Origin of the sequence: Aliidiomarina sp. (assembly GCF_047920995.1) — a bacterium.
Lineage (GTDB): Bacteria > Pseudomonadota > Gammaproteobacteria > Enterobacterales > Alteromonadaceae > Aliidiomarina.
This window is the reverse complement of the sequence record NZ_JBLRWZ010000005.1, coordinates 1-25,748: the sequence shown is the minus strand read 5'-3', so window position 1 is coordinate 25,748 and position 25,748 is coordinate 1. Positions and strand designations below refer to the sequence as shown.

At 47.4% G+C, this 25,748-nt stretch carries 26 protein-coding genes; 14 read left to right on the top strand and 12 right to left on the bottom strand.

What is annotated here, in order from left to right; translation table 11 throughout:
- Nucleotides 1–7: 7 nt before the first annotated feature.
- Nucleotides 8–415, bottom strand: coding sequence for a flagellar basal body rod protein FlgC (gene flgC / locus ACNA7P_RS02375; RefSeq protein ID WP_416257003.1), 408 nt, complete (start codon nucleotides 413–415; stop codon nucleotides 8–10).
- A gap of 75 nt (nucleotides 416–490) precedes the next feature.
- Nucleotides 491–901 carry a flagellar basal body rod protein FlgB gene (flgB, locus tag ACNA7P_RS02370; RefSeq protein WP_416257002.1) on the bottom strand — a complete coding sequence of 137 codons (411 nt, stop codon included), beginning with the start codon at nucleotides 899–901 and terminating at the stop codon, nucleotides 491–493.
- Nucleotides 902–1,137: 236 nt separating this feature from the next.
- On the opposite strand from flgB, the gene flgA reads away from it, so the two are divergent.
- From flgA to ACNA7P_RS02350, 4 genes are all read left to right on the top strand, one after another.
- On the top strand, nucleotides 1,138–1,845 hold the full coding sequence (gene flgA / locus ACNA7P_RS02365; RefSeq protein WP_416257001.1) for a flagellar basal body P-ring formation chaperone FlgA: 708 nt from the start codon (nucleotides 1,138–1,140) through the stop codon (nucleotides 1,843–1,845).
- Nucleotides 1,846–2,010: 165 nt separating this feature from the next.
- Entirely contained in the window at nucleotides 2,011–2,289 is a 279-nt protein-coding gene (gene flgM / locus ACNA7P_RS02360) for a flagellar biosynthesis anti-sigma factor FlgM (RefSeq protein WP_416257000.1), read from the top strand.
- A gap of 65 nt (nucleotides 2,290–2,354) precedes the next feature.
- Entirely contained in the window at nucleotides 2,355–2,804 is a 450-nt protein-coding gene (locus ACNA7P_RS02355) for a flagella synthesis protein FlgN (RefSeq protein ID WP_416256999.1), read from the top strand.
- A 13-nt stretch (nucleotides 2,805–2,817) separates the two neighbouring features.
- A complete protein-coding gene (locus ACNA7P_RS02350) occupies nucleotides 2,818–3,387 on the top strand; it encodes a hydrolase (RefSeq protein ID WP_416256998.1) in 570 nt (189 codons plus the stop codon).
- Here ACNA7P_RS02350 and ACNA7P_RS02345 read toward each other — a convergent pair.
- Nucleotides 3,384–4,235 carry an ion transporter gene (locus tag ACNA7P_RS02345; protein ID WP_416256997.1) on the bottom strand — a complete coding sequence of 284 codons (852 nt, stop codon included), beginning with the start codon at nucleotides 4,233–4,235 and terminating at the stop codon, nucleotides 3,384–3,386. The two genes, ACNA7P_RS02350 and ACNA7P_RS02345, sit on opposite strands and share 4 nt — an antisense overlap.
- A 236-nt stretch (nucleotides 4,236–4,471) precedes the next feature.
- On the opposite strand from ACNA7P_RS02345, the gene ACNA7P_RS02340 reads away from it, so the two are divergent.
- The 7 genes from ACNA7P_RS02340 to mnhG are packed head-to-tail and all read left to right on the top strand — an operon-like array spanning nucleotide 4,472 to nucleotide 10,487.
- Nucleotides 4,472–7,000 (top strand): putative monovalent cation/H+ antiporter subunit A, encoded by a 2,529-nt coding sequence (locus tag ACNA7P_RS02340; RefSeq protein ID WP_416256996.1) that lies wholly within the window; start codon nucleotides 4,472–4,474, stop codon nucleotides 6,998–7,000.
- Nucleotides 6,997–7,428, top strand: coding sequence for a Na+/H+ antiporter subunit B (locus ACNA7P_RS02335; protein WP_416256995.1), 432 nt, complete (start codon nucleotides 6,997–6,999; stop codon nucleotides 7,426–7,428). Before ACNA7P_RS02340 ends, ACNA7P_RS02335 begins: the two co-directional genes overlap by 4 nt.
- A gap of 11 nt (nucleotides 7,429–7,439) precedes the next feature.
- A complete protein-coding gene (locus tag ACNA7P_RS02330) occupies nucleotides 7,440–7,787 on the top strand; it encodes a Na+/H+ antiporter subunit C (RefSeq protein ID WP_416256994.1) in 348 nt (115 codons plus the stop codon).
- On the top strand, nucleotides 7,784–9,292 hold the full coding sequence (locus tag ACNA7P_RS02325) for a Na+/H+ antiporter subunit D (protein WP_416256993.1): 1,509 nt from the start codon (nucleotides 7,784–7,786) through the stop codon (nucleotides 9,290–9,292). Before ACNA7P_RS02330 ends, ACNA7P_RS02325 begins: the two co-directional genes overlap by 4 nt.
- Nucleotides 9,289–9,762, top strand: a complete 474-nt coding sequence (locus ACNA7P_RS02320; protein ID WP_416256992.1) for a Na+/H+ antiporter subunit E — start codon at nucleotides 9,289–9,291, stop codon at nucleotides 9,760–9,762. The genes ACNA7P_RS02325 and ACNA7P_RS02320 overlap by 4 nt, the downstream gene beginning before the upstream one ends.
- 19 nt (nucleotides 9,763–9,781) lie before the next feature.
- Nucleotides 9,782–10,051 carry a monovalent cation/H+ antiporter complex subunit F gene (locus ACNA7P_RS02315; RefSeq protein WP_416256991.1) on the top strand — a complete coding sequence of 90 codons (270 nt, stop codon included), beginning with the start codon at nucleotides 9,782–9,784 and terminating at the stop codon, nucleotides 10,049–10,051.
- A complete protein-coding gene (mnhG, locus tag ACNA7P_RS02310; RefSeq protein WP_416256990.1) occupies nucleotides 10,044–10,487 on the top strand; it encodes a monovalent cation/H(+) antiporter subunit G in 444 nt (147 codons plus the stop codon). The genes ACNA7P_RS02315 and mnhG overlap by 8 nt, the downstream gene beginning before the upstream one ends.
- 103 nt (nucleotides 10,488–10,590) lie before the next feature.
- Here the strand turns inward: mnhG and cysK are convergent, their stop codons facing one another.
- The gene (gene cysK, locus ACNA7P_RS02305) at nucleotides 10,591–11,604 is read right to left on the bottom strand and encodes a cysteine synthase A (protein WP_416256989.1); all 1,014 of its coding nucleotides are present in this window, start codon (nucleotides 11,602–11,604) and stop codon (nucleotides 10,591–10,593) included.
- 8 nt (nucleotides 11,605–11,612) lie between these two features.
- Nucleotides 11,613–12,506 carry a serine O-acetyltransferase gene (cysE, locus tag ACNA7P_RS02300; protein WP_416256988.1) on the bottom strand — a complete coding sequence of 298 codons (894 nt, stop codon included), beginning with the start codon at nucleotides 12,504–12,506 and terminating at the stop codon, nucleotides 11,613–11,615.
- Nucleotides 12,507–12,680: 174 nt separating this feature from the next.
- On the opposite strand from cysE, the gene ACNA7P_RS02295 reads away from it, so the two are divergent.
- Nucleotides 12,681–13,982 (top strand): amidohydrolase family protein, encoded by a 1,302-nt coding sequence (locus ACNA7P_RS02295; protein ID WP_416256987.1) that lies wholly within the window; start codon nucleotides 12,681–12,683, stop codon nucleotides 13,980–13,982.
- 65 nt (nucleotides 13,983–14,047) lie between these two features.
- Here ACNA7P_RS02295 and ACNA7P_RS02290 read toward each other — a convergent pair whose 3' ends face one another.
- Nucleotides 14,048–14,509 (bottom strand): DUF2489 domain-containing protein, encoded by a 462-nt coding sequence (locus ACNA7P_RS02290; RefSeq protein WP_416256986.1) that lies wholly within the window; start codon nucleotides 14,507–14,509, stop codon nucleotides 14,048–14,050.
- Between the two features lie 58 nt (nucleotides 14,510–14,567).
- Entirely contained in the window at nucleotides 14,568–15,050 is a 483-nt protein-coding gene (gene yihI / locus ACNA7P_RS02285) for a Der GTPase-activating protein YihI (protein ID WP_416256985.1), read from the bottom strand.
- A gap of 798 nt (nucleotides 15,051–15,848) precedes the next feature.
- Here yihI and ACNA7P_RS02280 point away from each other — a divergent pair.
- On the top strand, nucleotides 15,849–17,609 hold the full coding sequence (locus tag ACNA7P_RS02280; RefSeq protein ID WP_416256984.1) for a DUF885 domain-containing protein: 1,761 nt from the start codon (nucleotides 15,849–15,851) through the stop codon (nucleotides 17,607–17,609).
- Between the two features lie 20 nt (nucleotides 17,610–17,629).
- Here ACNA7P_RS02280 and ACNA7P_RS02275 read toward each other — a convergent pair whose 3' ends face one another.
- Entirely contained in the window at nucleotides 17,630–18,553 is a 924-nt protein-coding gene (locus tag ACNA7P_RS02275) for a DMT family transporter (RefSeq protein WP_416256983.1), read from the bottom strand.
- Nucleotides 18,553–19,215: a ribosome biogenesis GTP-binding protein YihA/YsxC gene (yihA, locus tag ACNA7P_RS02270; RefSeq protein WP_416256982.1), complete on the bottom strand. Its 663-nt coding sequence runs from the start codon at nucleotides 19,213–19,215 to the stop codon at nucleotides 18,553–18,555. Before yihA ends, ACNA7P_RS02275 begins: the two co-directional genes overlap by 1 nt.
- Before the next feature lie 174 nt (nucleotides 19,216–19,389).
- On the opposite strand from yihA, the gene ACNA7P_RS02265 reads away from it, so the two are divergent.
- A complete protein-coding gene (locus ACNA7P_RS02265; protein ID WP_416256981.1) occupies nucleotides 19,390–20,034 on the top strand; it encodes a c-type cytochrome in 645 nt (214 codons plus the stop codon).
- A 264-nt stretch (nucleotides 20,035–20,298) separates the two neighbouring features.
- On the opposite strand, the gene polA is transcribed toward ACNA7P_RS02265, so the two are convergent.
- From polA to ACNA7P_RS02250, 3 genes are all read right to left on the bottom strand, one after another.
- Nucleotides 20,299–23,124, bottom strand: a complete 2,826-nt coding sequence (polA, locus tag ACNA7P_RS02260) for a DNA polymerase I (RefSeq protein WP_416256980.1) — start codon at nucleotides 23,122–23,124, stop codon at nucleotides 20,299–20,301.
- 604 nt (nucleotides 23,125–23,728) lie between these two features.
- Nucleotides 23,729–24,952, bottom strand: a complete 1,224-nt coding sequence (locus tag ACNA7P_RS02255; protein ID WP_416256979.1) for a DUF945 family protein — start codon at nucleotides 24,950–24,952, stop codon at nucleotides 23,729–23,731.
- 70 nt (nucleotides 24,953–25,022) lie between these two features.
- On the bottom strand, nucleotides 25,023–25,748 hold a 726-nt coding region (locus ACNA7P_RS02250), incomplete at its 5' end, for an SLC13 family permease (RefSeq protein WP_416256978.1).

Genomic DNA, 25,748 nt, shown 5'->3' with positions numbered 1-25,748 from the left:
TCCGCCCTTAACCTTCGCCAATGCTGAGTGTGCGCATCATTAGCTGCTTGCTGGTATTCATCACTTCCACATTCGCTTGATAAGAACGCGATGCGGAGATCATGTTCACCATTTCCGCTACCGGATCTACGTTCGGCATTTGTACATAACCATCGGCATTCGCAAGTGGATGGCCTGGCCGATACTCCAAACGCCCTGGCGTTTGCTCTTCGATTACTTCGCGTACTTGCACTCCGCCTACTGGCTGATTGCCCTGCAGCTTACTTGCAAAGATTACTTGCTTAGCACGATAGGCTTGGCCATCGGGGCCAGTAACACTATCGGCATTCGCCATATTGCTTGCGGCTACATTCATGCGCTGGGATTGCGCCGTAAGTGCCGAGCCGGAAATATCAAAAATACTAAACATACTCATTGTTGTTGCCTCGTTATTATTCGGGCCATACCTACACTAAATTCGTTTTACTGTGGTTGCATTGTTCTGGTTGCATTACTCTGGCTGCATAGCAGAACGCAAACTACGAATGCGGCTATTCATAAAGGTTAAGCTGGCTTGATAGCGCACTGAGTTATCTAAAAACCGGCTCCGCTCTATATCCATATCTACTGTGTTGCCATCTAAGCGCGATTGCGCCGGAATACGATATTGCAAATTATCTACCTGCGGACCACTCGAGCCTGGGCTACCCATATGCCCTGCTGAAGTTCGCGCTAACTCAGTAGATTGCGCTCGCCCTTTGGTAGCTGCGTGTTGCAGTTCGCTGGCAAAATCAAAATCTCTTGCCTTGTAGTTGGGGGTATCCGCGTTCGCTATATTGTTCGCTAACACCTGCTGGCGTTGATCACGAAGATTCAACGCTTCTTGGTGGAACTGCAGTGTGCCGGTTAATTTATCGATCATGCGCTTACCTATTTATTTGTTTGGGCCGAGCTGGTTAATTTATGTACAAGCCAACATTGGGAAACTTCGGCATCATCAAGATTACGTGCCATGTTGTCGATTCAATCGATGGAAAAAAGCACTTTTTGATCCTTATTTCTTCGGTTTATAACGCTCTATCACTTCTATAATGATGCTCGCATCATTACTTTAATCGAGCTTTGCTGGGGCTTAGCAAGATGAATTTAGGTATCGGAATGTTTGTTAACAAGTTGTTTTTAATTGTTTTTCTTAGCGTACTTGGCGCTGCATATTGCAGCTCGCCAGCACATGCGCGATCAAGCAATGATGAGAATCAGCAATTAATACGTGCGGTAGAAAGCTTTCTTTACCAACAGGCAAGCACTACAACAACAGAAGTAATGATTGCAGTAACGCCACCCACTGCAAGTTTTGGTGTGTGCATTAACCCAGAACCTTTCTTCCCCAATGCCAATCAGCGAGCTATTGGCCGCGTATCGGTTGGCGTGCGCTGTGGTGAAGCCGGCGAGCAAGTGCGTTATGTGCAAGCACAAGTAGCTGTGCTGGGGAGTTATGTAGTGGCGGCCGCAGATTTACCCAGCGGTGCAATTTTATCGGCTAGCAATTTACGCATGGCACAGGGCGATATTGCACGGCAACGCCAAGCAACCTTCAGTAGCATCGAATCTCTGGCAGGCATGGTAGTGCGCCGCAACTTAAGAGCCGGGCAAGTTATTCACGAGCAAATGGTGCAGATTCCGCAAATCATTGGCCGCGGCGATAATGTAGCTATTATCGTTGAGGGCAGTGGCTTCTCGATTCAGCGCGAGGGCACGGCCATAGATGCAGGCGGTATGCATGAAGAAATTCGAGTGCGTATTAGCAATCGTGAAATCGTTACTGGCCGAGTAGCGGCACCTGGCAAAGTGGTGCTAATACCTTAGGGCGTACCGCAAGATAAATGGCACGAGTGAAAACCCCTGTGTTAAAATCTCGTAAACAGTAAAAACAATGCGCGAATTGGCTGCTTTTTAGCCGGTTTATTGCTAAAGTTTTTATTCATTGTGCCGATAATCGTTGTATACCCACAAACACCTAAGGGGAATGTTTTGAAAATCAATGGCATGCAGCCTTTGCCCGTATCGAACCAGCATGAGCAAAGCAAAACATCGAGTAAAAGTTCAGCTGCGGCAACGAGCCAAACGCCTGCGGCGGGCCCTGCTGCGGTTACTCACTTTAGCCAAGCGCTAGAAAACACCAGCCAAGATATTGATATGGCGCGGGTAGACGAGCTTAAGCAAGCTATTCGCGATGGCAAGTTGGACATTCGTGCCGACAAGATTGCCGACAGCCTTATTGATAGCGTTCGTGAGATGCTTGATCAATAAGGTTTACGCCAGTAAGGTGCCCGTAGAGCGGGCGCATCGCCCAGCAGTTTAAAAGGCAAACCAGCATGAGTTTACAGAATCACTTGCAGCAGCAATTAGAGCGCTTAAACGAAATGGTAACGCTGTTGCGAAGCGAGCAAAGCTTGTTGGGCGAAGGTAAAATTGATGGTGAGCGCCTTACCGAGCTCGCGCAACGCAAGCAAGCATTGTTTGCCGAATTAGAACAATCTGAAATTTCCCGCCGTAATGCCCAACAAAAGCTAGGTTATAGTATGAACCGCGAAGGTGCCGAACAAGCCGCAGCGGATGCTGGCTGTGAACCGGTATGGCAAGATTTAATTGCCACCACAGAGCAAGTGGCTAATTTAAATGTTCTCAATGGCCAACTTATTCAACACCGCTTACAACACAATCAGCAAATGCTGAATATTCTTCGTGATGCCGCAGGGTCAAGTTTATATGGCCCAGACGGCCAATCGAAAAAATCGATTCCCCGAGTAAATTCCAAAGCCTAGCAGGGAGCTTGCCATGAGCACGTTTGCCCACCAGCGCCACACTATTTCTCGCGATCATAGCGTATTGCTTACCATTGATATTCAAGGTCGTTTAGCGCCCGCAATTCATGCCGCCGATGATCTCATTGCCGCCGCCGATAAACTACTGCAGGTTGCAGCAGAGTTGCAGGTGCCGCGGGTTTTTACTGAGCAATATCCACAAGGTATCGGTACTACTGTTGCCGCATTGCAAACACATCTTGCGCAGGCCACATTATTCGAGAAAATTCACTTCAGTGCTTGCCGAGAAAGTGATTTCAGTAGCCACATCGCCGATTCAGGGCGGCAGCAACTTGTGGTGATGGGTACTGAAGCTCATGTATGCGTTCTGCAAACTGTACTCGATTTACTCGCAGCCGATTACCAAGTGTTTGTTGTTGCGGAAGCGGTAGGCTCTCGCCATCCCGCCAATAGAGAGTTAGCGTTACAGCGCATGGCCGCGTTGGGCGCGCACATTGTAAGTGTAGAAATGGTTATTTTTGAATGGTTAGAGCAAGCCGGAACCGATACATTCCGGCATATATCGAAAACCTACATTCGCTAATCTTCAGTGCCTACTTTGCTATTACTCGTAGCCAACACATGTGCATGAATCGCACCAATCTGCTCCTGCAGCTCTGCTACATGCTCACGTAGCCAGTGAATATCAGCTGCCTCGCCCTCTCCTGATTCTAAAGACAGTGCTGCACTCTCCTTTTGCATTACTTCTAACACGATACCTATCATCATGTTTAAAAAGATAAAGGCACTGAGAAAAATAAAGCTAATGTAATACAGCCAGCTCCACGCATGTACTTCCATGGTTTCGTACATAATCGAGGTCCAGCTTTCAAACGTGGCCACACGGAACAGAGTAAGCATCGCCGTAGTAATATTTTCCCAGTAAAACGGGTTGATATCGCGGAAGATGAAGCTGCCCACTGCACCGTAAATATAGAAAATGATAAACATGAACAAAGCTACATAGCCCATGCGCGGCAATGCCTTTAAGAAGGCGTTCATCAACATGCGCAGTTCAGGAACAATGGATACCAAACGTAATACTCGGAATACGCGCAATAAACGGGCAAGTAATATGCTTTGCCCGCCATCTACAGGTATTAAGCTCGCCACCACAATCACAAAATCGAAGATATTCCAGCCGGATTTAAAGAAGTTTACCAAGCGCCGCTCAGCCAGCATGCGAATGGCAATTTCTACCACGAAGAAAATGGTTACTGCCCAATCGAGCACATCCATAATGCGCGTAAAGCGTGTGGTTTCTTCGTAGGTTTTTGCTCCCACTACAAGGGCAGAAAACACGATAATCACTACCACTACCAGCTCGAACACCTTATTACTACGTAAACGTTCAAAAGCGGCTTGCCAGCTTTTGTAATCACTTTTATCCATTTCGCTGTACTACCTTAAAAGAAATGAGCCGAAAATCTGCGGCGCATTCTAACAGCTAAATAGGCACTACCGAAGCGCTCAAATTTCGTGTGTAAGCCGTTAGAGTGGGCTAAATTTCAGATACTTCGCGTCGAGTTCACTTCACTGGAATTCATTATTTGTGCTAAATTAGCAAATCCGTTCGTATAGAATTGCGCTAACTTATTGATTTTTTGTTGGGCTGAAGAGGAACAAGCATGCAACTCGCCGTATTGGTGATCTATCTTGCAGCATTATTTACGCCTTGGTTATTCGTGCGTCATCAACATCGCACTGCGTATTTAATGGCATTAGTACCAGCAGCACTAACCGTTTGGTTTGCGATGCACATTCCTGAGGTTGCCGCTGGCGCAACTTTAGTACAGGAGTTCCAGTGGGTTCCTGGATTAGACATCTCGTTTACCATGGTGCTTGATGGTTTATCGTTGATGTTCGCATTACTTATATGCGGTATCGGTACCTTTGTTGTGCTCTATGCAGGCGCCTATCTAAAAGGCAATGCAGCGCAGAATCGCTTTTTAGTGGTATTACTGGCATTCATGGGTTCAATGCTGGGCTTAGTGCTAGCTGATAATCTCATTACCCTGTTTGTATTTTGGGAACTTACCAGTATCACCTCGTATTTGTTGATCGGTTTTAATCACCAAAGCGCAGAAGCCCGAAAGGCGGCTTTGCAAGGTTTGATCGTTACCGTGGCCGGTGGTTTAGCCTTGTTAGCTGGCTTCGCCATGCTGGGCATGATGGCCGGCTCCTTCTCTATACAAGAAATACTGAGCTCTTCAAGTGCCATTAACCAGCACCACCTTTACAGTGCGATGCTCATTTGCGTATTGTTAGGCGCATTTACCAAATCTGCGCAATTCCCATTCCATTTCTGGTTGCCCAATGCAATGGCAGCGCCAACGCCAGTAAGTGCTTACTTACACTCTGCAACCATGGTAAAAGCGGGAATTTATTTATTAGCTCGGTTGCAACCTGAGCTAGGTGGCACGCAATTATGGATTGTAGTGCTTACTACCTTCGGTGCGGTAACCATGTTTACCGGGGCATTCATGGCCATTCGCAGTACCGATTTGAAGAAGCTACTGGCCTACTCAACGGTAATGGCGCTGGGTACGCTAACCCTGCTATTAGGAATCGGCACTGAACTTGCCATGCTAGCGTTTGCAGCTTATTTGCTTGCCCACTCCTTGTACAAAGGGGCTCTTTTTATGCTGGCCGGTATCGTAGATCACGAGGCTGGTAGCCGCGATGTTACTGAGCTTGGGGGTTTACGTAAAAATTTACCCCTTACCGCATTGTTGGTGGGTGTGGCGGCACTTTCACTCGCGGGTATTCCGCCTTTATTCGGCTTTGTTGCCAAGGAATTATTACTCGAATCCATGCTAGATGGCGCCTTCCATAGTTTCATTTATGTATTGGTAATGGTTGCTTCTATCTTTGTTGTTACCGTGGCTTCGGTGATTGCCTTACGGCCTTTCTTTGGCGCCTTCAAAGCACCGAAAGAGCGTGAAAAAATTCATGAGCCACCATTAGCAATGTTAATTGGCCCAGTAATATTAGTTATTCTTTCTTTACTCGCAGGGTTAATGCCCGCCCTTGCTGGCGGCTGGATTACCCAACCAGCATCAAATGCGGTTGCAGGCTTCACTGTAGAAGGCTACTTAGCCCTTTGGCATGGTTTGAATTTGCCACTCTTGCTTTCAGCCATCAGTATTGCGGTAGGTTTAGTACTGTTTAAGTACTGGGATGCTGTGCGCAGCAGAATGAAAGTGCTAGACCCCCTTGTGGCGCGCGGTCCGGAACGCGGTTACTTCTGGTTTATGGATGCCATTGTGTGGGTGGCCGAGTGGCAAACCCGCAAACTGCAAAATGGTTCTATGCGTAACTATATGCGCACCATTGTGTTGGTATTTGTAGGCGTTACCGGCTTCACCCTCATTACTCGCTATCAGTTGCATTGGAATTGGGATGTAAGCTTGTATTTCCATGAGCTCATAGCCGTGGGTATCTTGGTGGCTGCAGCTTGCGCGGCATGTTTAACCCATTCGCGGTTGGGTTCGGTTGCGGCAATGGGCGCTGTAGGTTTTAGCGTGGCGTTAATCTTTATTCTATTTAGCGCACCTGATTTAGGTATAACGCAAATACTCATCGAAACGCTTACCGTGATTCTACTTGTATTGGTGTTGTTCCGATTACCGAGCTTCTCGAATATCTCTACCACGCGCGAGCGTATTCGTGATGCTGCAGTAGCGCTGCTTGCCGGGGTGCTAATTACCTTCCTGATCATGATCACCATTGATGTGCAGCTCTTCGAACCGATCTCTGGCTACATGATTGAGAACAGCTATCCGCTGGCGCACGGCCGCAATATCGTGAATGTTATTTTGGTTGATTATCGTGCACTCGATACCTTAGGCGAGATATTTGTATTAGCGCTTGCCGCCATGGGCGTTTACGCGATGATTAAATTCAACCCAGAAACATCACCTGGCGCAAACCACTATGCCGGTACGCTAATTTTGCCGAAGAAAGAGCTGAACGAAAAAGACATCGTGCATTCGCTAGAAGAGATTCATCAGAAAATGCTGGAAGAGCAAAATATTGTAACCGCAAGCTCTGATAACGATAGCGATGATGAAGAGGATGAAGATCCCTATACCATCGATCGCGATGAACAAAATGGCGAAGACCAAGAAAGTGATAATAAGGAGCCCCGCTCATGATGAAACCAGGAACGCTGATATTGCATGCGGCGGCACGGTTTTTAGTGCCGCTCCAATTGCTATTTTCAGTTTTTTTATTACTTCGTGGCCATAACGAACCCGGTGGCGGATTTATTGCTGGGCTGGTTGCTGCGGGTGCCTTTACGCTCTATCTATTTACCTTTGGTTCGGCAGTAACCCGCGATTTAATGCGTGTAGACCCGCGCAACTTGATTGGTGCTGGCTTATTTATCGGCATGATTTCAGTATTTCCCGCGGTGTTACAAGGCCAACCATTCTTAACCGCACAATGGTGGCCGGTAATGTTACCAGGCGGCACTGAAATTAAGTTATCCACTCCGCTAATTTTTGATATTGGCGTGTATCTCACTGTGTTCGGCTCGGTAATGCTCATGATGATTGCATTAACTGAAGCTGAAGAACGCTAACGGAGGCAGAAATGGAACCAATTATGGCCATTGCGGTTGGCCTCATGTATGCAGCCGCAATTTACATGATGTTGCGGCGCAGTATTGTAAAGCTAGTAATCGGCTTAATGCTGCTATCGAACGCAGCCAACCTGTTAATATTTACCTCTGCCGGCATGACCAGAGGCGCGCCACCGTTAATTCCAGAAGGATCTACAATTCCCGATGGAATCGTGGCCGATCCGTTGCCGCAGGCACTGATTCTAACCGCAATTGTAATTGCATTCGGGGTACTGGCATTTGCCGTAGTTCTGATTCACCGGGCGTATAACATACTTCGTACCGATAACTTGGACCAGATGAAGGATACCGATACGTGAGTTTTGCAGTAGGATTACCCATTGTTGTTCCACTACTTACCGGTGCGTTATGTGTAATGTTCTGGCGTTACAACGCCATTCAACGCGCTTTATCCTTGGTGGGCAGTTTAGCGATTTTAGCAGCAAGTATCTGGTTGCTCGTAAGTGTACTGAATGAAGGCCATGTAGTAATGCACATGGGCAACTGGGTGGCGCCATTTGGCATTACTTTAGTTGCCGATATGCTGAGTGCCATTATGGTGGTTCTCACCGGCATGATGGCCGTGGCAATTGCGATTTATTCATTGGCCTCTGCTTCCCCTAGCCATGAGCGCTTCGGCTATTATCCGCTAATGCATCTGCTGTTAGCGGGTGTATGTGGCTCGTTTCTTACCGGCGATATTTTCAACCTATACGTATGGTTTGAAGTAATGCTGGTGGCTTCGTTTGCGCTACTCATCTTAGGTGGTGAGCGCGCGCAGATGGAAGGTGCGGTTAAGTATGTAACCTTAAACTTGGTTTCATCGGCTATTTTCCTTAGCGCAATTGGTTTGCTATACGGCCTAGTTGGCACCTTAAACATGGCCGATATCGCAGTGAAGCTAGGTTCTGCAGAGAACCCGGGCTTAATTGATGTAATTGCGGTGATGTTCCTTATCGCCTTCGGTATTAAAGCGGCTGCGTTTCCATTGTTCTTCTGGTTACCCGCTTCATATCACACCGGGCCAGTGGCCGTATCCGCATTGTTCGCGGGCTTACTTACCAAAGTAGGTGTGTATGCGTTGTTCCGCGTATTTACGCTGATATTCAACCAAGCACCTGAGTTTACTCATGAGTTACTGCTATGGGTAGCCGCAGGTACAATGCTTACCGGCGTGCTCGGCGCAGCAGCGCAATTTGAGTTCCGGCGCATACTCTCTTTCCATATTGTGAGCCAAATCGGCTATATGATATTGGGTTTGGCCTTATTTACACCACTCGCCCTGATTGGTGGGGTGTTCTACATCATGCACCACATTATCGTGAAAACGAATCTGTTCCTGATTAGTGGTATCACCCACCGATTACTCGGCACTTATGATTTAAAGAAGCTCGGTGGCATGTATAAAGCGCGGCCATTCTTAAGCGTGCTGTTTCTGATACCTGCACTATCATTAGCTGGTATTCCGCCACTATCCGGGTTCTTCGCCAAATTCATTATTATTCGCGCCGGTGTAGAGGCTAGCGCATGGGTAGTAACCTTCATTGCGCTACTGGTGGGCTTACTTACCCTATACTCAATGATTAAGATATGGGCAGAAGTATTCTGGAAGAAGTTACCGAAAGGCGTGGATGATACAGCGCTAACCGCCGGAAAAACCTCGGGCTCGTTAGTAGTGTTGTACATTCCGGTTGTGTTACTCGGTGCCTGTACCTTATTTATCGGTTTGCATGGCCAGCCGATTTACGAATTCGCCGAATATTCGGCACAGCAATTATTGAATCCGCAAGGGTATATTGATGCTGTGCTAGGAGGTGGCCAATGACAGGATTTATGTGGAACCTGCTGCTCGCAATCACCTGGGTAGTACTTACCGGTGATGTAGGTGGCATCAACATCTTATTCGGCTTATTGGTGGGCTATGCAGTACTTGGTATCATGCAGCGGCAAATGCCTTCGTTACGCGGTTATACCCGCCGGCTGCCGCGCTTATTGCGTTTTTTGGCGTTTTTTGCCAAAGAGTTGGTAGTGGCGAACCTAACCGTAGCGTTCGATATTATTACCCCGGTATGGCACATGAAGCCAGGTGTAATTGCCATGCCACTCGAGGCCAAAACCGAGTTAGAAATTACTATGGTGGCCAATATTATTTCACTAACACCTGGCACCCTAAGTTTGGATGTTTCCGATGATCGCCGGGTGTTGTTTATCCACGCTATGTTCTTAGATAACGAACAAGAACTACGCGATAGTTTGCAAGATATGGAGCGCCGGGTTCTTGAAATCCTGCGCTAATCCAGAGGAGTAGCGTTACGTGGAAATTATTTATTTGATTGCATTCGGCTTGCTCAGCGTATCGATGCTGCTGATTTTTATCCGCTTGTTAATAGGCCCTAGCTTGCCAGATCGAGTTGTGGCCCTCGAGTTACTAGCAACAGTAGTAGTAGCAATGGCGGGTACCTATGCCATCTTTACCGATCGTTCCAGTTTTATTGATGTTGCGATTGTTGGCGCGCTAACAGCGTTTTTGGCCGCCATTGGCTTTGCCCGATTCTTAGAACGTGGAGGCCCACGCGATGATTGATACCGTTGTAAATTGGATTATTGCACTCTTTATGCTTACCAGTGGCATCTTCACGCTGGTAGCCGCCATTGGTATTTTACGCTTACCTGATTTGCTTACGCGCATGCATGCCAGCACCAAAGCAGGTGCGCTTGGTGTAGCGTTAATGATGATTGCGGTAATGCTGCATTTTGGTGATTTAGTGGTAATGGCCAAGGCGCTTGCGGTAATTATGTTTATTTTAATTACCGCACCGGTTGCAGCTCATGCTATTGGCCGAGCTGGTTACTTTGTTGGCGTGCCAATTTGGGTAAACACCGTAAAAGATGAGTTGTTTAACCGTTACGACGCCGATACCCACCGCTTGCGCAGTGGTTTAGAAACCGAAGAAGAATTAGAGGCGATGAAAACCGCCACTAAGGACAAGCCGCGCATTCGGGTAACTACGAAAAAGTAGCTAGAAAACATTACTTGCAAACATTACTCGCAAACATTAAAAATCCCGCGCGATAGCTTTTATCGGCGGGATTTTTTAATCGCTCGAAGAGGCTACCATTGCCTTACGGCTCTAGCTCCTGCTCAGTGAAAATATCTTTAAATAACGGTGTGCTCAAATAACGTTCCGCCGAGCTTGGCAAAATCACCACAATATTTTTGCCTTGGTATTCCGGGCGAACCGCCAACCGAGCTGCAGCCACTACTGCCGCACCCGAAGAAATACCGGCTAAAATACCTTCTTCACGCATTAAGCGATGTGCCATGGCATAAGCTTCTTCATTACTAACTTGCTGGGTGCCAGTAAGTAACTGCAAATCTAAATTTGCCGGCACAAACCCAGCGCTAATACCCTGAATTTTATGCGGTGTATGCGTAAGCTCTTCGCCGGCAAGGGTTTGTGCAATAAGCGGTGAATCAGCCGCTTCCACTGCCCACATATGCACTTCTTTGTTCTGCCCTTTATTTTTTTTGCCAAAATACCGCGCTACCCCGGTAATGGTGCCGCCGGTACCTACACCCGCAACAAAAACATCTACATTACCCTGCAGGGCTACATCAATTTCTGGGCCTGTGGTGCGCTCATGAATTGCCGGATTCGCTGGATTATCAAACTGCTTTAAATACACGTACTTTTCCGGCTCCGCCGCCATCATTGCAGCTATTTTCGCTTGCGCGCCTTTCATGCCATTCTCTGCCGGCGTTAACACGATGTCAGCGCCCAGCGCTTTCATTAATTTACGCCGCTCTAGGCTTGCAGAGCGCGGCATTACAATCGTAATGGGGTGGCCTTTGGCCGCAGCAACAGAGGCTAGGCCAATGCCGGTATTGCCCGAGGTTGCTTCAATCAATATCTTGCCTGGCTGCAGCAAACCATCTTGTTCAGCTTGTTCGATTAAGCTCACGCTAATCCGATCTTTTACGCTGCCGCCTGGGTTGCGGCTTTCAATCTTCGCAAACACATTGGCTGCTGCGCCTGAAGGAAGCACTCGCGAAAGCTGCACTAGCGGCGTGTTGCCGATACTTGCAGCATTATTCGTAAACACCGGATTCGGAAAAATTATGTGGCTATTATCCATACTACATCCTATTTTTTATCAGCGTCGCTTCGCGATTTGCTCTTGGCTTTTTTCGCACTACTCTTCGCACGTGCGCTTGCATCTGCCTCTGCGTCGGGCGTTGAGCGCTGTTCCGCCGCCGCTCGCTCGGCAGCAACGAAATCATCGGTTTCTAATTCTATTTTTGGCACATCACTGCATACATCACCGCCCATGCGGTTGATTGCTTTACACATTTCTACCACGCGCTCATCTAGCACATGCATATGGTCTAGCATGCGGCCGATAGAGGTTGCCACTGGATCAGGATTGTCCGTAGATACTGCGTACGCATCAAAACCATACTTTTTGGCGATGGCCTCACGCTTATCTTCTACATGGTTGCGATCATCGTTTGGCGGTTGTGGCTGGCTCGCCACGATACGGCCAGGAATACCCACTACGGTTACCCCTGCTGGCACATCACGCACCACCACCGAGTTCGAGCCTATCCGGGCATTCTCGCCAATCTGTAGTGGCCCTAATACTTTAGCGCCAGCGCCGATCACCACGCCATTTGCCAAGGTTGGATGGCGCTTGCCAGCTTTCCAGCTGGTGCCACCTAAGGTTACCCCGTGATAGAGCGTACAATCATCGCCTATTTCAGCGGTTTCACCGATTACTACACCCATACCATGGTCAATAAAAAACCGGCGGCCAATGCGAGCACCGGGGTGAATTTCCACACCGGTAAGCCAACGTGCAATCGTGGATATCCACCGCGCTAACCAACGCAAACGCAACTGCCATAGCCGGTGGCTTATACGATGTATCCAAATCGCATGTAAACCAGGATAGTTGGTGAGCACTTCAAAGAAGTGCCGTGCGGCTGGATCACGTTCATACACACTGGCGATATCTTCCCGAATACCTCGGAATAACATAGGCGAATCTCACTGCAGGTAAGAATTTACTTTCTACTAATTTGGTGCTTAGTATAACGGTTAACAAGGGGATTGGTGAAGGAAGCTGACAATAATCCTACGCAGGACGCAAAATAAACGGCGTAATTGCAAAAAATAAGGCGCCAATACACCACAACTGTTGGGAGAAACATCATGCAACACCTCGTTCGAAAGCTCAGTATCACAGCGGCACTGATTACCGGCATGGCTGCCAGTAGTATCGCCGCCCCGGATACACTTATTCATGCCGGTCGGTTGATCGATGGTACCGATAACGCAGTGCAAGAAAACGTTACGATTCGGGTGGCAAACAACAAAATTACCGCCATCGAAAGTGGTTTCACCCGCGCCAGTGCCAACGATACCGTAATCGACATGCGGAATGGCACAGTGATGCCAGGTTTTATCGATATGCATACGCACCTTACCTCGCAATCTGAACCCGGTTCATACATGCATCGCTTTACCATGCGCGAAGCTGATGTAGCCTATCGTGCGCAGCACTTTGCCGAAATAACCCTTCAGGCTGGTTTTACCACGGTGCGTGATTTGGGCGATAGTTTTGCCGTGAGCGTGGCATTAAAGCGCGCTATCAATGGCGGTACCGTGATTGGCCCACGTATCTATACTGCTGCTAAATCTCTCGCTACCACCGGTGGTCATGCAGATCCAAGCAATGGCATGCGGCCTGGCTTAACGGCAACCCCCGGCCCAATGGAAGGTGTTGTGAATGGTGTAGATTCAGCACGCCAAGCTGTTCGAGCCCGATATCAGGAAGGCGCGGATCTAATCAAACTTACCGCAACAGGTGGTGTATTAAGCCTCGCAGCGAGTGGCGATAACCCGCAGTTCATGGATGATGAGCTAGCTGCTATTGTTGCCGCAGCGCACGATTATGGCATGCGTGTTGCCGTGCATGCGCATGGCAAAGATGGCATGATTCGCGCTATTAAAGCGGGTGTAGATTCCATTGAGCATGGCACCTATATGGACGATGAAGTATTCGCGCTAATGAGAGAACATGGCACTTGGTATGTTCCCACCATTACCGCCGGTCGCAGTGTTGCCGATAGAGCAGAAATTGAAGGGTATTTTCCAGAGCAAGTACGCGCGAAAGCACGCACTATTGGGCCGCTCATTCAAGGTACATTTGGCCGTGCATACGCAGCTGGAGTAAACATCGCCTTCGGTACCGATGCAGGTGTATTCGATCATGGCGAAAATGCCCGTGAGTTCACCTACATGGTAGAAGCTGGCATGCCGCCATTGGCCGCTATCCGCTCTGCTACTATGTCGGCAGCACGCTTACTAGGCGCAGATAATGTTATCGGCAGTATTGAGGTAGGGAAATACGCAGATATCGTTGGCGTACAAGGTAATCCACTAGATGATATTGAGCGCTTGAAAAGCATGAGCTTAGTAATGAAAGATGGCGTGGCATACCGCCTGCCCTAGCCGCTTCGGCATGCGCAACGGTAACTCGCTTTTTGGCGTAAATAAAACTGAGTAAAAAGCGCGCCTTATGAACGGGCGCGCTCTTCTTTTACCCAGGCAATCAAGGTAATAACGTCTGTTTGAATGCCTTCTTGTAATTCCACCTCATAAGCTTCTCGTTCACGATCAAGCTTGCGAATCTCCTGTTTCGGATATTCCTTTCTTGCCTCATGGGTGGGCATATGCTTAATACGCTCGTACATTTCGTGAATCACCGGCCAACGAGCCGCGAAATCGTTCGCTTCAGCATTTGGCAAGTTATCCAACAATACGGCGATACGAATACAGCCCTCCGAGTATGGGCACTGCTCTTGTTGCATCGCTTTGGCGATAGTTTCAATGCTTTCATGTAAGTAATGCATGCGCTTACGTTCATTTTTCGCAAGCGCTTTACTCTGTACCCGCACTCTCGCCAGTAAAATCCCTGCATAGATACTTAATGCAGCAATTACCACTATTCCAACTATTATAAAAATCCAGGTAAGCAAAACGATCTCCTATTACCACATCCGTAAGATGTTAACGCTCACTAACAAATCTGCGCTATCAGGACGAAACATCTTCATCATCGAGAATATCACTCTCGTTAAAATCATACTCAAAATCATCGTCATCTTCGTCTTCAGCATCTAAATCAATGCCCAGCTGTTCAGCCAACTCTTGGTACCGCGCTAATTGCACATCTACCCATTGCTGATCTGCTTTCTTCAAAATCTCGCCATTTTCCATTTGCTCTAACAGCGTTTGTAAGCGGCTATTGTTCTCTAGTTCCGCAAACTCTTGCTTCGCACTCTGCGGCTTCTTTGCCACCGTAAGCGGCACGGGAGTTTTACTACCCACACGGGCATCACCTTGGGTGCGCACTGATTCCGCTTGGTTTTGTTTTTGCTCGCCAGAATATCGGCTTCCGGCTGCCCGGCCTTTGCCTTTTTCTTTCTGCTTAGGCGTGGATACGCTTGGGGTAGGTTTTCGATCAGCTTTTTTTGCTGCTAATGGCCCAGATTTACGGGTTTTCTTCATTCGAGTCATGCTGGATAGGCCTTTCAATGGTATTACGAGAGTATCTGTAGATCATAGCCCATATTGGCCGGAAGCGAAATCGCAGGCAATAAAAAAGGCGATGAAAACCATCGCCCTGATTTGTATCTCGCGCACCCCCCAGGGTGAAGATGAGATTGATTATCGCTTATTCCATATGCTTTTTATTTTTATTCCGTATAACCCCACTTCTTTTTATCTGCACCTTACTAGTGCAACTTTTTATCAGTGAGAAATTTTTTCCTGCTTGATGTTAATGCTTATGGTTAAACCAATTGTTTAACCAATGCTAACTATGATGTAAGCGCGTATTGCTATCCCAAAATATTTTTTATTATTATTCTTATTTGTTGTTCTTATTTTTTGTTTTTAACTTACTGTTGGTTCGCTTCTTAGCGTTTTTATTATTCCCTTTTACTACTGTCTTGCTCAGCATTATTTACTGGGAAGATATCACAGCTTTGTAACAATTGCCTGATATTCTATTTAATATGCATTACTCTATTATTTTTCTTATTTGCTAATGCTTAGCCCTTGCTGATTGCGTTCCTCACGGCAAACGCAAGGAGATAACGGCGTTAAGATTACGTGAATGAGATGGTTTCGCAACAACTTTCTTGATCTAAAAAAATATTTTTTATGCTTTTAAGTGATAAATGTCAACAGAAATATTATTTTTGTTATGGTTTTTATTCCATAAAGCGTAGTAAAAGCGCGCTGTAATGGCTGGTAAAGCATCCCCATAGTATGCAAAATGGGTGTACTTTTTGTATTACCGAGGAAAATAGCATGCGCATTAACCCGCTTTTTGCCGCCATCGCTTGCTCATTAGTGCTACTAACGGCATGCCAAAGTGCGCCAGAATCCACTTCAACAACTGAAGCAACTACTCAACAGGCCAACGCTCGTTTCACTGAACTTGCAGATGCAGCATGGAGCTACGGAGCCAACCAAGATCGAGCAACGTTGCGAGATATTAGCCCTGCCGCGTTAACAGAGCGCTACCAAGCGCGTCTGAACTTCTATGAAGAAATAGAAAGCATTAGCCCAGAATCATTAACTGAAGAAAATCGCATCAACCGCGATATGATCTTGTATGCATTACGCAACATGCTTTCTGATTACGAATTCAACATGTACCTGCGGCCCCTTACGAATGAAACCGGCCCGCACAACCGTATGGCTGGTATTGCCAACAGTATCCGCATCAATCGCGCAGAAGATGTAAACACCTATTTGCAGTTATTGCAGCAGGTTCCTGATTGGTTAGCGCAGCAAACGGAACATATGCGGCAAGGCCTTGCTATCGGTATGGCACAACCTAAGGTGGTGTTGGCAAACTTCCCTGCGGGGGTTGAAGCCTACGTAACCATGGATCCCACCGAAAGCGTGTTCTATCGCCCAGCGCGAGAGGCGCAAAATCGTTTAGCGGATGAGGTTTTTGCTAATCTTGATTTAGAGTTACAAACGTTAATTGCTACCGTGGTAAACCCAGCATTTATGGATTTCCATGATTTCTTAGTAAATGAATACATTCCGAACGCACCCGATGATATTGCGGCTACCAACCTACCGAATGGCGAGGCGTTTTACGCCAATCGAGTAAAACATTACACCACCTTGGATATTAGTGCCGAAGAAATCCACAATATCGGCCTCGCAGAAGTGGCTCGTATTCGCGCTGAAATGCAGGATGTAATTGACGAAGTAGGCTTTGAAGGCTCGTTCGCAGAATTTATTCATTTCCTGCGCACAGACCCGCAGTTCTATGTAGATACGCCGGAAGAGCTCCTAAAAGAAGCAGCATATATTGCCAAGCGTGCCGATGGCGCGCTACCGAAACTCTTTAATCACTTGCCTCGCACGCCCTACGCGGTAGTGCCGGTACCGGCAGAGATCGCGCCAAACTATACGCAAGGGCGCTATTCTGGCTCTAATCGTGATGATGAGCCAGGTGAATACTGGGTGAATACCTACGCATTAGATACACGGCCGCTATATGAACTTGAGGCACTTACCTTGCATGAAGGCGTTCCCGGCCATCATTTACAGATTTCACTGGCAGCAGAAATGGAAGATATGCCAGGATATCGGCGCTCTACCTACATTTCCGCATTTGGTGAAGGTTGGGGCTTGTACGCTGAATACTTAGGTATCGAGGCAGGGTTCTATCAAGACCCTTACAGCAACTTTGGCCGTTTAACTTATGAAATGTGGCGGGCAGCGCGCTTAGTAGTAGATACGGGGATGCATGCGTTCGATTGGAGCCGAGAGCGCGCGGTAGATTTCCTAGGCAGTAATACGGCGCTTTCACTGCACAATGTGAACACTGAAATCGATCGTTACATCAGCTGGCCTGGGCAAGCGCTATCGTACAAGCTTGGTGATTTAACCATTAAGCGGTTACGGGCAGAAGCTGAAGCGGCGTTAGGTGAAAACTTTGATGTACGAGAGTTTCATTACCAAGTGTTGCGTAACGGCAGCATTCCATTGGCAACCTTAGAGAATCAAATTCATCAGTGGATTGCCGCGGAATTAGCCGAAGGCTAACCCGCTCTCGCCTTATTCCTTTATAAGCCCGGCTTTATGCTGGGCTTTCTATTGGCCAACCAAACACCGAACAAAATTAACCCCATACCGGCAATTTGGAATACACCGATACGTTCGCCGCTTAATGCGCCTAGGGTCATTGCAACTATCGGAATCAAATAGGTTACCGAACTCGCAAATACGGTAGTGGCAATTTGTACAAGGTGATTAAACAAGATGAGCGCCAGTGCGGTACCCAAAACCCCTAGTACCACCACCGCAGCTAACGAGCCCCACGCCGCGGAACCTTCAAGTTTCGCACCTACCTCACCGGGCCCAGCCAAATACCAAATTGCTACCGGCAGCACCATTAGCAAGGAAACCCCGGTAATAGTGAGCGGGCTTTGATCTGGCAAATACGTTTTAATCAGGTTTAGGTTGGCGCCATAGCAAAACGTAGCCAGTACAATAAACAAAGCGTAGCCATTTAAAGTGAGCTGCCCAGTAGCATTTAATAACACCAACATTAACGTGCCACATAAGCCAATCAATAAGCCTAATACTGTGCGGCCGGTAACCCACTGGCGAAAAATAACGGCACCAATAATCAGCGTAAACAGCGGCGTGAGTGCATTTAAAGCACCAGTTACACCACTATCGATCCGCGTTTGCGCTAGGGCAAATAAGAATGCTGGCAACAAGCTTCCGGTGAGGCCCACAGAAAGGATTACTGGCCATTGCCTGCGCCGCACACGGGTAATGCGCACAAGCGCAAAGGGGGCGAGAAATGCGGCCGCTGCAGCCAAACGAATGGCGGCTACTTCAGTAGGGGTAAAGGTTACCAAACCCACTTTGATCAGCCAAAACGAGCTCCCCCAAATTAACGCGAGTAAAAATAGTTTTGCCCAAGTGCTCGGTGCATACTGCTCATTCACCAACGGGTGTTTCAATAACTCTTGGGTCATTAACTCTCTGGCTCATCGGCGTTAGGTGCTGGGGTGTCATCATTTTCGGTTACCAAGGGCATGGCATACCATTCATGCAGCTTTTTCTCGAGCTCGGGTAAACCCGATTTATTCAGTGATGAAAAGGTAATAATCGACACATCCCCGCCAAAACCGGGAATCGCTTCTTGAATTTGCATCAACGTGGCTTTGCGAGCACCGCTTTTTAATTTATCCGCTTTGGTAAGTACTACCAATACCGGTAAGTTGCTCTCTACGGCCCAATGAATCAGCTCTTGATCAAGATCTTTCATTGGATGGCGAATATCCATCAACACTACTAAACCGCGCAAACAATTGCGCTTTTCCAAGTACTCGGAAAGCGCTTCTTGCCACTTCATTTTCATTTCCAGCGGCACTTTCGCGAAACCATAACCGGGTAAATCGATTAATCTGCGATTATCATCCAAACTAAATACATTGATCTGTTGCGTGCGCCCAGGCGTTTTACTTATACGCGCCAAGCCTCTTTGTCGTGTAAGCACATTCAGGGCACTGGATTTTCCAGCATTCGAACGGCCGGCAAATGCTACTTCCAAGCCTTCATCGGCAGGTAAATGGCGTATATCCGGGGCGCTTGTAACAAATTGCGCGTTCTGAAAATGCAGGGTGCTAGTACTCACATTAAACCTCAATTACTCAGGAAGGACGCACATTATGAACGATTCACGCTATATAGCCAACCATGATCGGTGATTCAGGCATTTCATCATAGCGAGAATCGTGTAAAATAGGACCTTGAATTTTCCCGGGCTATGGCCCAGCCGAATACAAAAAAGATACAGAGAAGAGAGATCATGAATAAACTCGCGATTCTATGTGGTTTGATGTTGTTCGCCAGTGGCGCAGCAATGGCCTCCGGCTCGAACGAGCGCCTTACTGGCGATGCCGAAGCTGGCCAAGAGAAATCCGTTACCTGTGCGGCATGCCATGGGCAAACGGGAAACAGTGCTACTGGTGATTTCCCTAACATTGCTGGCCAGCACAACAAATATCTGGTGAAGCAGTTAATGGATTACCGGTTAGGTGCGCAAACTAACGGTGAAAGCGGCCGCCACAATATATTAATGGCAGATCAAGCCATCAATCTTAGCGACCAAGATATTTATGATCTTGCTGCTTTTTACTCTGCGCAAGAACATGCGCTGGGCTCTGTAGACGAAGATATCGTTACTGAAGCACAACGCTTATTCCTTGGCGGTGATACAGAGCGCGGCATTACTTCGTGCGCAGCTTGCCATGGCCCAGGCGGCTTTGGTATGGGCTTAGCAGCATTTCCAATGTTACAAGGCCAACACGCAAAGTATACTGCAGACCAACTGAAGCAGTTCCGCTCCGGTAATCGTAACAATGATCCAAACGGCATGATGCGCGACATCGCTTCACGTTTAACCGACCGTGATATCGAGATTCTTTCGCAATACATCAACGGCCTTTACTAGAAATAGATTGCCGGAAATAAAAAACTGGCAACAAAAAAATAAAAAGCCCCAACCAAAAGGTTGGGGCAAATGATGTCCAGGGAAAAACATCTTGGGAGAGCAATATGCTCACTTACTATGAGTTGCCCCTGCATTGAAAGTTCAAAAATCTTTACAGAAAAAATCGTATATAAAACAAGAAGCTCCTAAGAGCTCTTTGTTATTGCCCAAATATTTCGGAACTCTGCACTGCGCAACGTTATGATTAGTAATCAGCAACGCTACTTAGTGTGCTTCATCCCAGTTGTCACCCACGCCGGCATCAGCAATTAACGGTACATCTAAACTTACCGCTTGCTCCATAATGTTCACCAGTTTAGCAATATAGTGGGCCTCTTTGCCTTCGCGTATTTCGAATACCAGCTCATCGTGCACTTGCATGGTAAGGAATACATCGCCTTCGGCCACATTACCTGGCTCTTTTAGCCACTGCGCTACATCTAGCATTGCTTTCTTAATAATATCCGCAGCAGAGCCTTGCATTGGTGCGTTAATCGCTGCACGCTCCGCCGCTTTTCGGCGCATACCATTACGGGAGTTAATTTCCGGTAGATACAAACGCCGGCCACAAATGGTTTCTACATAGCCATGTTTTGCCGCCGTTTCCCGAGTGCGTTCCATATACTCTTGCACCCCAGGGAAACGCTCGAAGTAAACATTCATATAATGCTGAGCATCGCGCTGTGGTACATGTAGTTGCCGGGCTAAACCAAACGCCGACATGCCATAAATCAAACCAAAGTTCACCGCCTTCGCGCGCCGCCGTTGCTCGCTGGTAACCTCTTCCAGTGCCACACCAAACACTTCTGCTGCAGTGGCTTTGTGAATATCGCGGCCACGGGCAAAGGCTTCCACCAAACCCGATGATTGCGAGATATGCGCCATGATGCGCAGCTCAATTTGGCTATAATCGATTGCTACAATTTTATAGCCATCAGGTGCAACAAAGGCCTTACGAACACGCCTTCCCGCCTCATTTCGAATTGGAATATTCTGTAAATTCGGATCGGTAGAGGAAAGCCGGCCAGTAGCGGTAACAGCCTGATGGTAAGAGGTATGAATGCGGCCCGTGCGCGCTTTAATCATGCGCGGAAGCTTATCGGTGTATGTTGATTTTAACTTCGCCATACCGCGATGGCGTAAAATAAGCTCGGGTAATGGATAATCTAGCGCCAGCTCCTGCAATACTTCTTCTGCGGTAGAAGGAGCGCCTTTTGGTGTTTTCTTTTTTACTGGTAAGCCAAGTTGCTCAAACAAAATCGTTTGTAGCTGCTTGGTAGAATTCAGATTAAATGGTGCACCCGCGAGTTCAAACGCATCTTTCTCAATTTCTGCTAGCTCTTTGGTTATTTCAGCACTTTGCTTGCCCAACTGATCAGCGTCTATTTTTACACCATACCGTTCCATCATTGCCAGTACCGGAATAAGCGGTAACTCAATGTCGCGCAGCACATCAATTAAGCGCCCTTCATTTTTTACCCGCGGCCACAATACTTCATGCAAACGCAGCGTTACATCGGCATCTTCTGCGGCGTAAGGCGCGGCCTGCGCAATCGGCACCTCATCAAAACGCTTCTGCTTCGCGCCCTTGCCCGCTACCTCTTCATAGGCGATGGTTTTGTGCCCTAAATGAGTGAGCGCTAGGGTATCCATATCATGGCGTGAGCTAGTGCTATTTAGTACATAAGATGACAACATCGTATCATTCAAAATCCCGCGCACATGAATGCCATAGGTGCGGAAAATGTGCATATCATACTTAATGTGCTGGCCAATTTTTTTCGGCTTCGTATCCTCCAGCAGCGGTTTCATTTGTTCAAGCACCCAATTGCGCTCTAGTTGCTGAGGGCCATCTAAATCTTGATGGGTTAACGGCACATAAGCTGCTTCACCGGGGGCTGTTGCAAAAGAAATTCCTACCAGTTCCGCATCCATGTAATCCAGGCTGGTAGTTTCAGTATCAATTGCATAATACTCAGCATTCTCGAGCTTTTGTAACCACTCGGCAAATACGCTTTTATCGGTGATGGTGATGTATGCTTCACGATCGATTGGCGGAAAACTAGAGCTGCTATCACTCTCTTTATCTACAGAGTTTGGCGCCGCCGCGGCTGCCGCCACCACTGCGGTTTTACCGGCGGGCTTGCCTTTGTGCTCTGGCGCATTACCGTTCTCTAATAAATCGGCAAGCCAACGGCGAAACTCGCATTGCTTATATAGCTCAGCAAGTTTGCTATCGTCTGGTTCTGCTAAGGTAAGCTCGGCAGGCTGCAAATCCATTGCTACATCGAGCTTAATGGTTGCTAGCTGCTGTGAAAGTAGCAAAATCTCTTCATGCTCGCGGATTTTCGCTGGCATTGATTTCGCCCCGCGAAAGCTTAATTCAGCTAATTTATCTGGATTTTCTAACATTGCCGCAATACTGCCCATTCCTTGCAGCATCGCCAGCGCCGTTTTTTCACCTACGCCGGGCAATCCCGGAATGTTATCTGAGCTATCACCCATAAGCGCAAGAAAATCAATCATCTGATCTGGGCGCACACCGTATTTCTCCGGCACTGCTTCTTCATCAAGCACGGTGTTGGTCATGGTGTTAATTAAAATCACATGCTCATTCACCAACTGCGCCATATCTTTGTCGCCAGTACTAATTAAGCACGTGCGCCCTTCTGCTGCGGCTTGCTGAGCCAAAGTACCGATTACGTCGTCGGCCTCAACCCCTTCTACTGAGATCAGCGGCAAGCCCATTGCGCGAATAATGTTATGCAGCGGTTCTATTTGGCTGCGTAAATCGTCTGGCATTGGCGGACGGTTCGCTTTATACGCCTCATACATATCGTTGCGAAACGTAGTGCCCTTAGCATCAAACACTACCGCCATGTGGGTAGGTTCAAACTGTTTTAACAAGCTACGCAACATGTTTACCACACCGTAAATAGCACCGGTTGGCTCACCTGCAGAGTTGGTTAAATGCGGTGGCGCATAATACGCACGAAACAAATAGGAAGAACCATCAACCAATATAAACGGCTGCTTCGGGATACGTTGCATAATTAATAAACCTAGTTGTAGAACAGCAAAACTCGAATGAGATAAGAATGCCACAGGGCTAGCAGACAGGCCAATTTTGTCGGTTAAAAACCAATACTTTTTTCTGGGCTAGGCTCTAACAACCTGTGGATAACTCTGTGGGGAAAAGCTCCGCCTGCCGTATACTCGTAACGATGAGTAGCAGCATGCAAATTCAGTAAATCATTGATATAACGCGAGAAAAGCAGGTCTCGTACAGCCTATCATTGTTATTTTTAGCTTTAATCCCAATTGTGGAAAGTTATTTATACTTCCTTGTCGAAGTGGGTATTTACATTGCCTACTTCTCAAACCATCTTGCTTGTATCAGCCCTTCTGTTACCGCAACACTCATTGCGCACATATGTGCTGGAGGGAATGAATGCCGAAAGAAAAACCGTACGCGATGTCGCAATCGGGTCAAGTAGATTAGCACACTGAATAACCAATACCAGATCAAAATTCGATCTTTTTTAACATTTTTTGATCTGAAAATTAGCTTCTTTATACTCGTATTTGTAAGTGCTGAATTTACAAAAGAAAAAGGCCGAGCGAACTTGCTCGGCCTTGCGAATACATTGATCAATTATTGCATCTGGCTCAGATCAAGCAACTCGCCATTTACCCATACTTCATTATTACGGAACTCTAACTTCCATGGCAATGGATCGGTAGAAATAGCCATCGCCATCAATTGCAACATTGGCGGTAACTCTGCAAAATTCATTTCAATGTGCGCGTATGGCATTAAATCTGTGCCTAACACTAACGTTTGCCGCTCTGCTGCACTTAACTCCCGTAAATCTAAGCTAAGTACGCCATTCGAACGCAAGCTTCCCCAGCTTTCGGTTTCGGCCTCAAACGTGTTTAACCGCAAAGTAACCAGTTCACTTTGTAGCGCCGCGCGCACTACGCGTTCTTGCAAATCGCTATCAGGCGTATGGTGTGTATTGGATTGCATAAACGCTTCCAGATCCCGGAACGCCTGATAATCAATACCCTCGAGTAGCCACTCGATTCGGCCAGACCCTCGAACTGCTGGCTCACCATCTACTTGTGCTATCGCAAATGAGCCCTTCGCTTGTAACTCATCGTCTTTGCGCAACACTTCAAACGTGTTACGAATTCCTTCGATAGTGATAGGCTCTGCAAAGTCTGGCAGGTTAAGTGCAACCGAATCTATGCTGAAGATACCCGCATTCGAGAACATCTCGCCATGCAAATTACGGGTATCGCTGCTCATATTAATACCCGTAATTACCGCATGATTTCCCTCTGCACCTTTAAAGGTAAATTCCGGCGCATTTAACAGCACACGCACATCCTCACCGGCCATAATTAAAGCCGATTCTGAGGCCTTCGCATGAAACACCAAACCAGATGCAATCTCATAGTTCAGTTCAGGCATCAAATAACGTACCCGTAAACCACCTCTACTTACTACACCTTCCGAAGTTAATGGCTGGCCTGCGAATAACGCTTCACTGGCGGTGTGCTCACCAAGTTGGAAATCACCCGTACCGCTCCATTTAGTGTTTAAAAAGCCGTACCGCAAATCGATGGTTTCGGTGTAAATAACGGCACCCATATCTGGAATACCGGTATCGGCAGAAACGTTTAGCAACAGCGTAGCGCTACGCGCGCTTTGATCTTGCCAAAGCGCTTCAACCTGTGCGTTTTCTTGCCGCTCCATCTCCACAACCAAATTTTCAATGGCATTATAAGTGGCCTGTTTCGTGGTAATTACTCCCACTACATACCCCACTACTACCACCGCGATCGCTATAACCGCAATAATTCCCTTGCGCATATCTACTCCCAATTTCAAATATTAAGTTACATTATGATAAAAATATTAGCCTAACAGCACTACCCGTAAATTATAAAGGCCAGAAATATAACAATGCAGGCACAGCCACTGCGAATACCACCAGAGTTAACGGCAAGCCCAGCTGCCAGTAATCAGCAAATTTAAAGCCCCCAGGCCCCAAAATTAAGGTGTTATTTTGGTGCGCAATCGGTGTTAAGAATGCACAGGATGCGCCCACAGCAACAGCCATTAAAAAAGCATCTGGGTTGGCGCTTAATTGGTTTGCTGTGCTTATAGCTACCGGACACATTACCGCGGCTGTGGCAGCATTATTCATTACACTGGAAAGTAGCGTTGTGATAATTAACAGCATTGTTAGTATTATCGCGGGGCTGCTATCGGCGAGAAACAACAGGCCGTAATTCACCAAGCTATCTGCAGCACCGGTGTTTTCCATTGCCATCGCCACTGGAATTAATGCGGCCAGTAACACCACTACCGACCAATCAATGTTCTCATACACTTGCCGCAGTGGAATAACTTTTAACACCATCACCGCAAACATACCGGCTGCGAATGCTACCGCAGCCGAAGTAACCCCTGTTGCTGCTAAGCTTACCGCACTAATCATGATGCCCGAAGCGTACATCGCTCGACGCTTACTTGGCACGCGCACCGTGCGCTCAGCAAGAGGTACACAACTATAATTAGCCGCAAATAGCGCTAACGCTTCGGCAGTGCCCTGCATTAACAATACACTACCCGATTGAATCTTGGTTTGCCGCAAACGATTAAC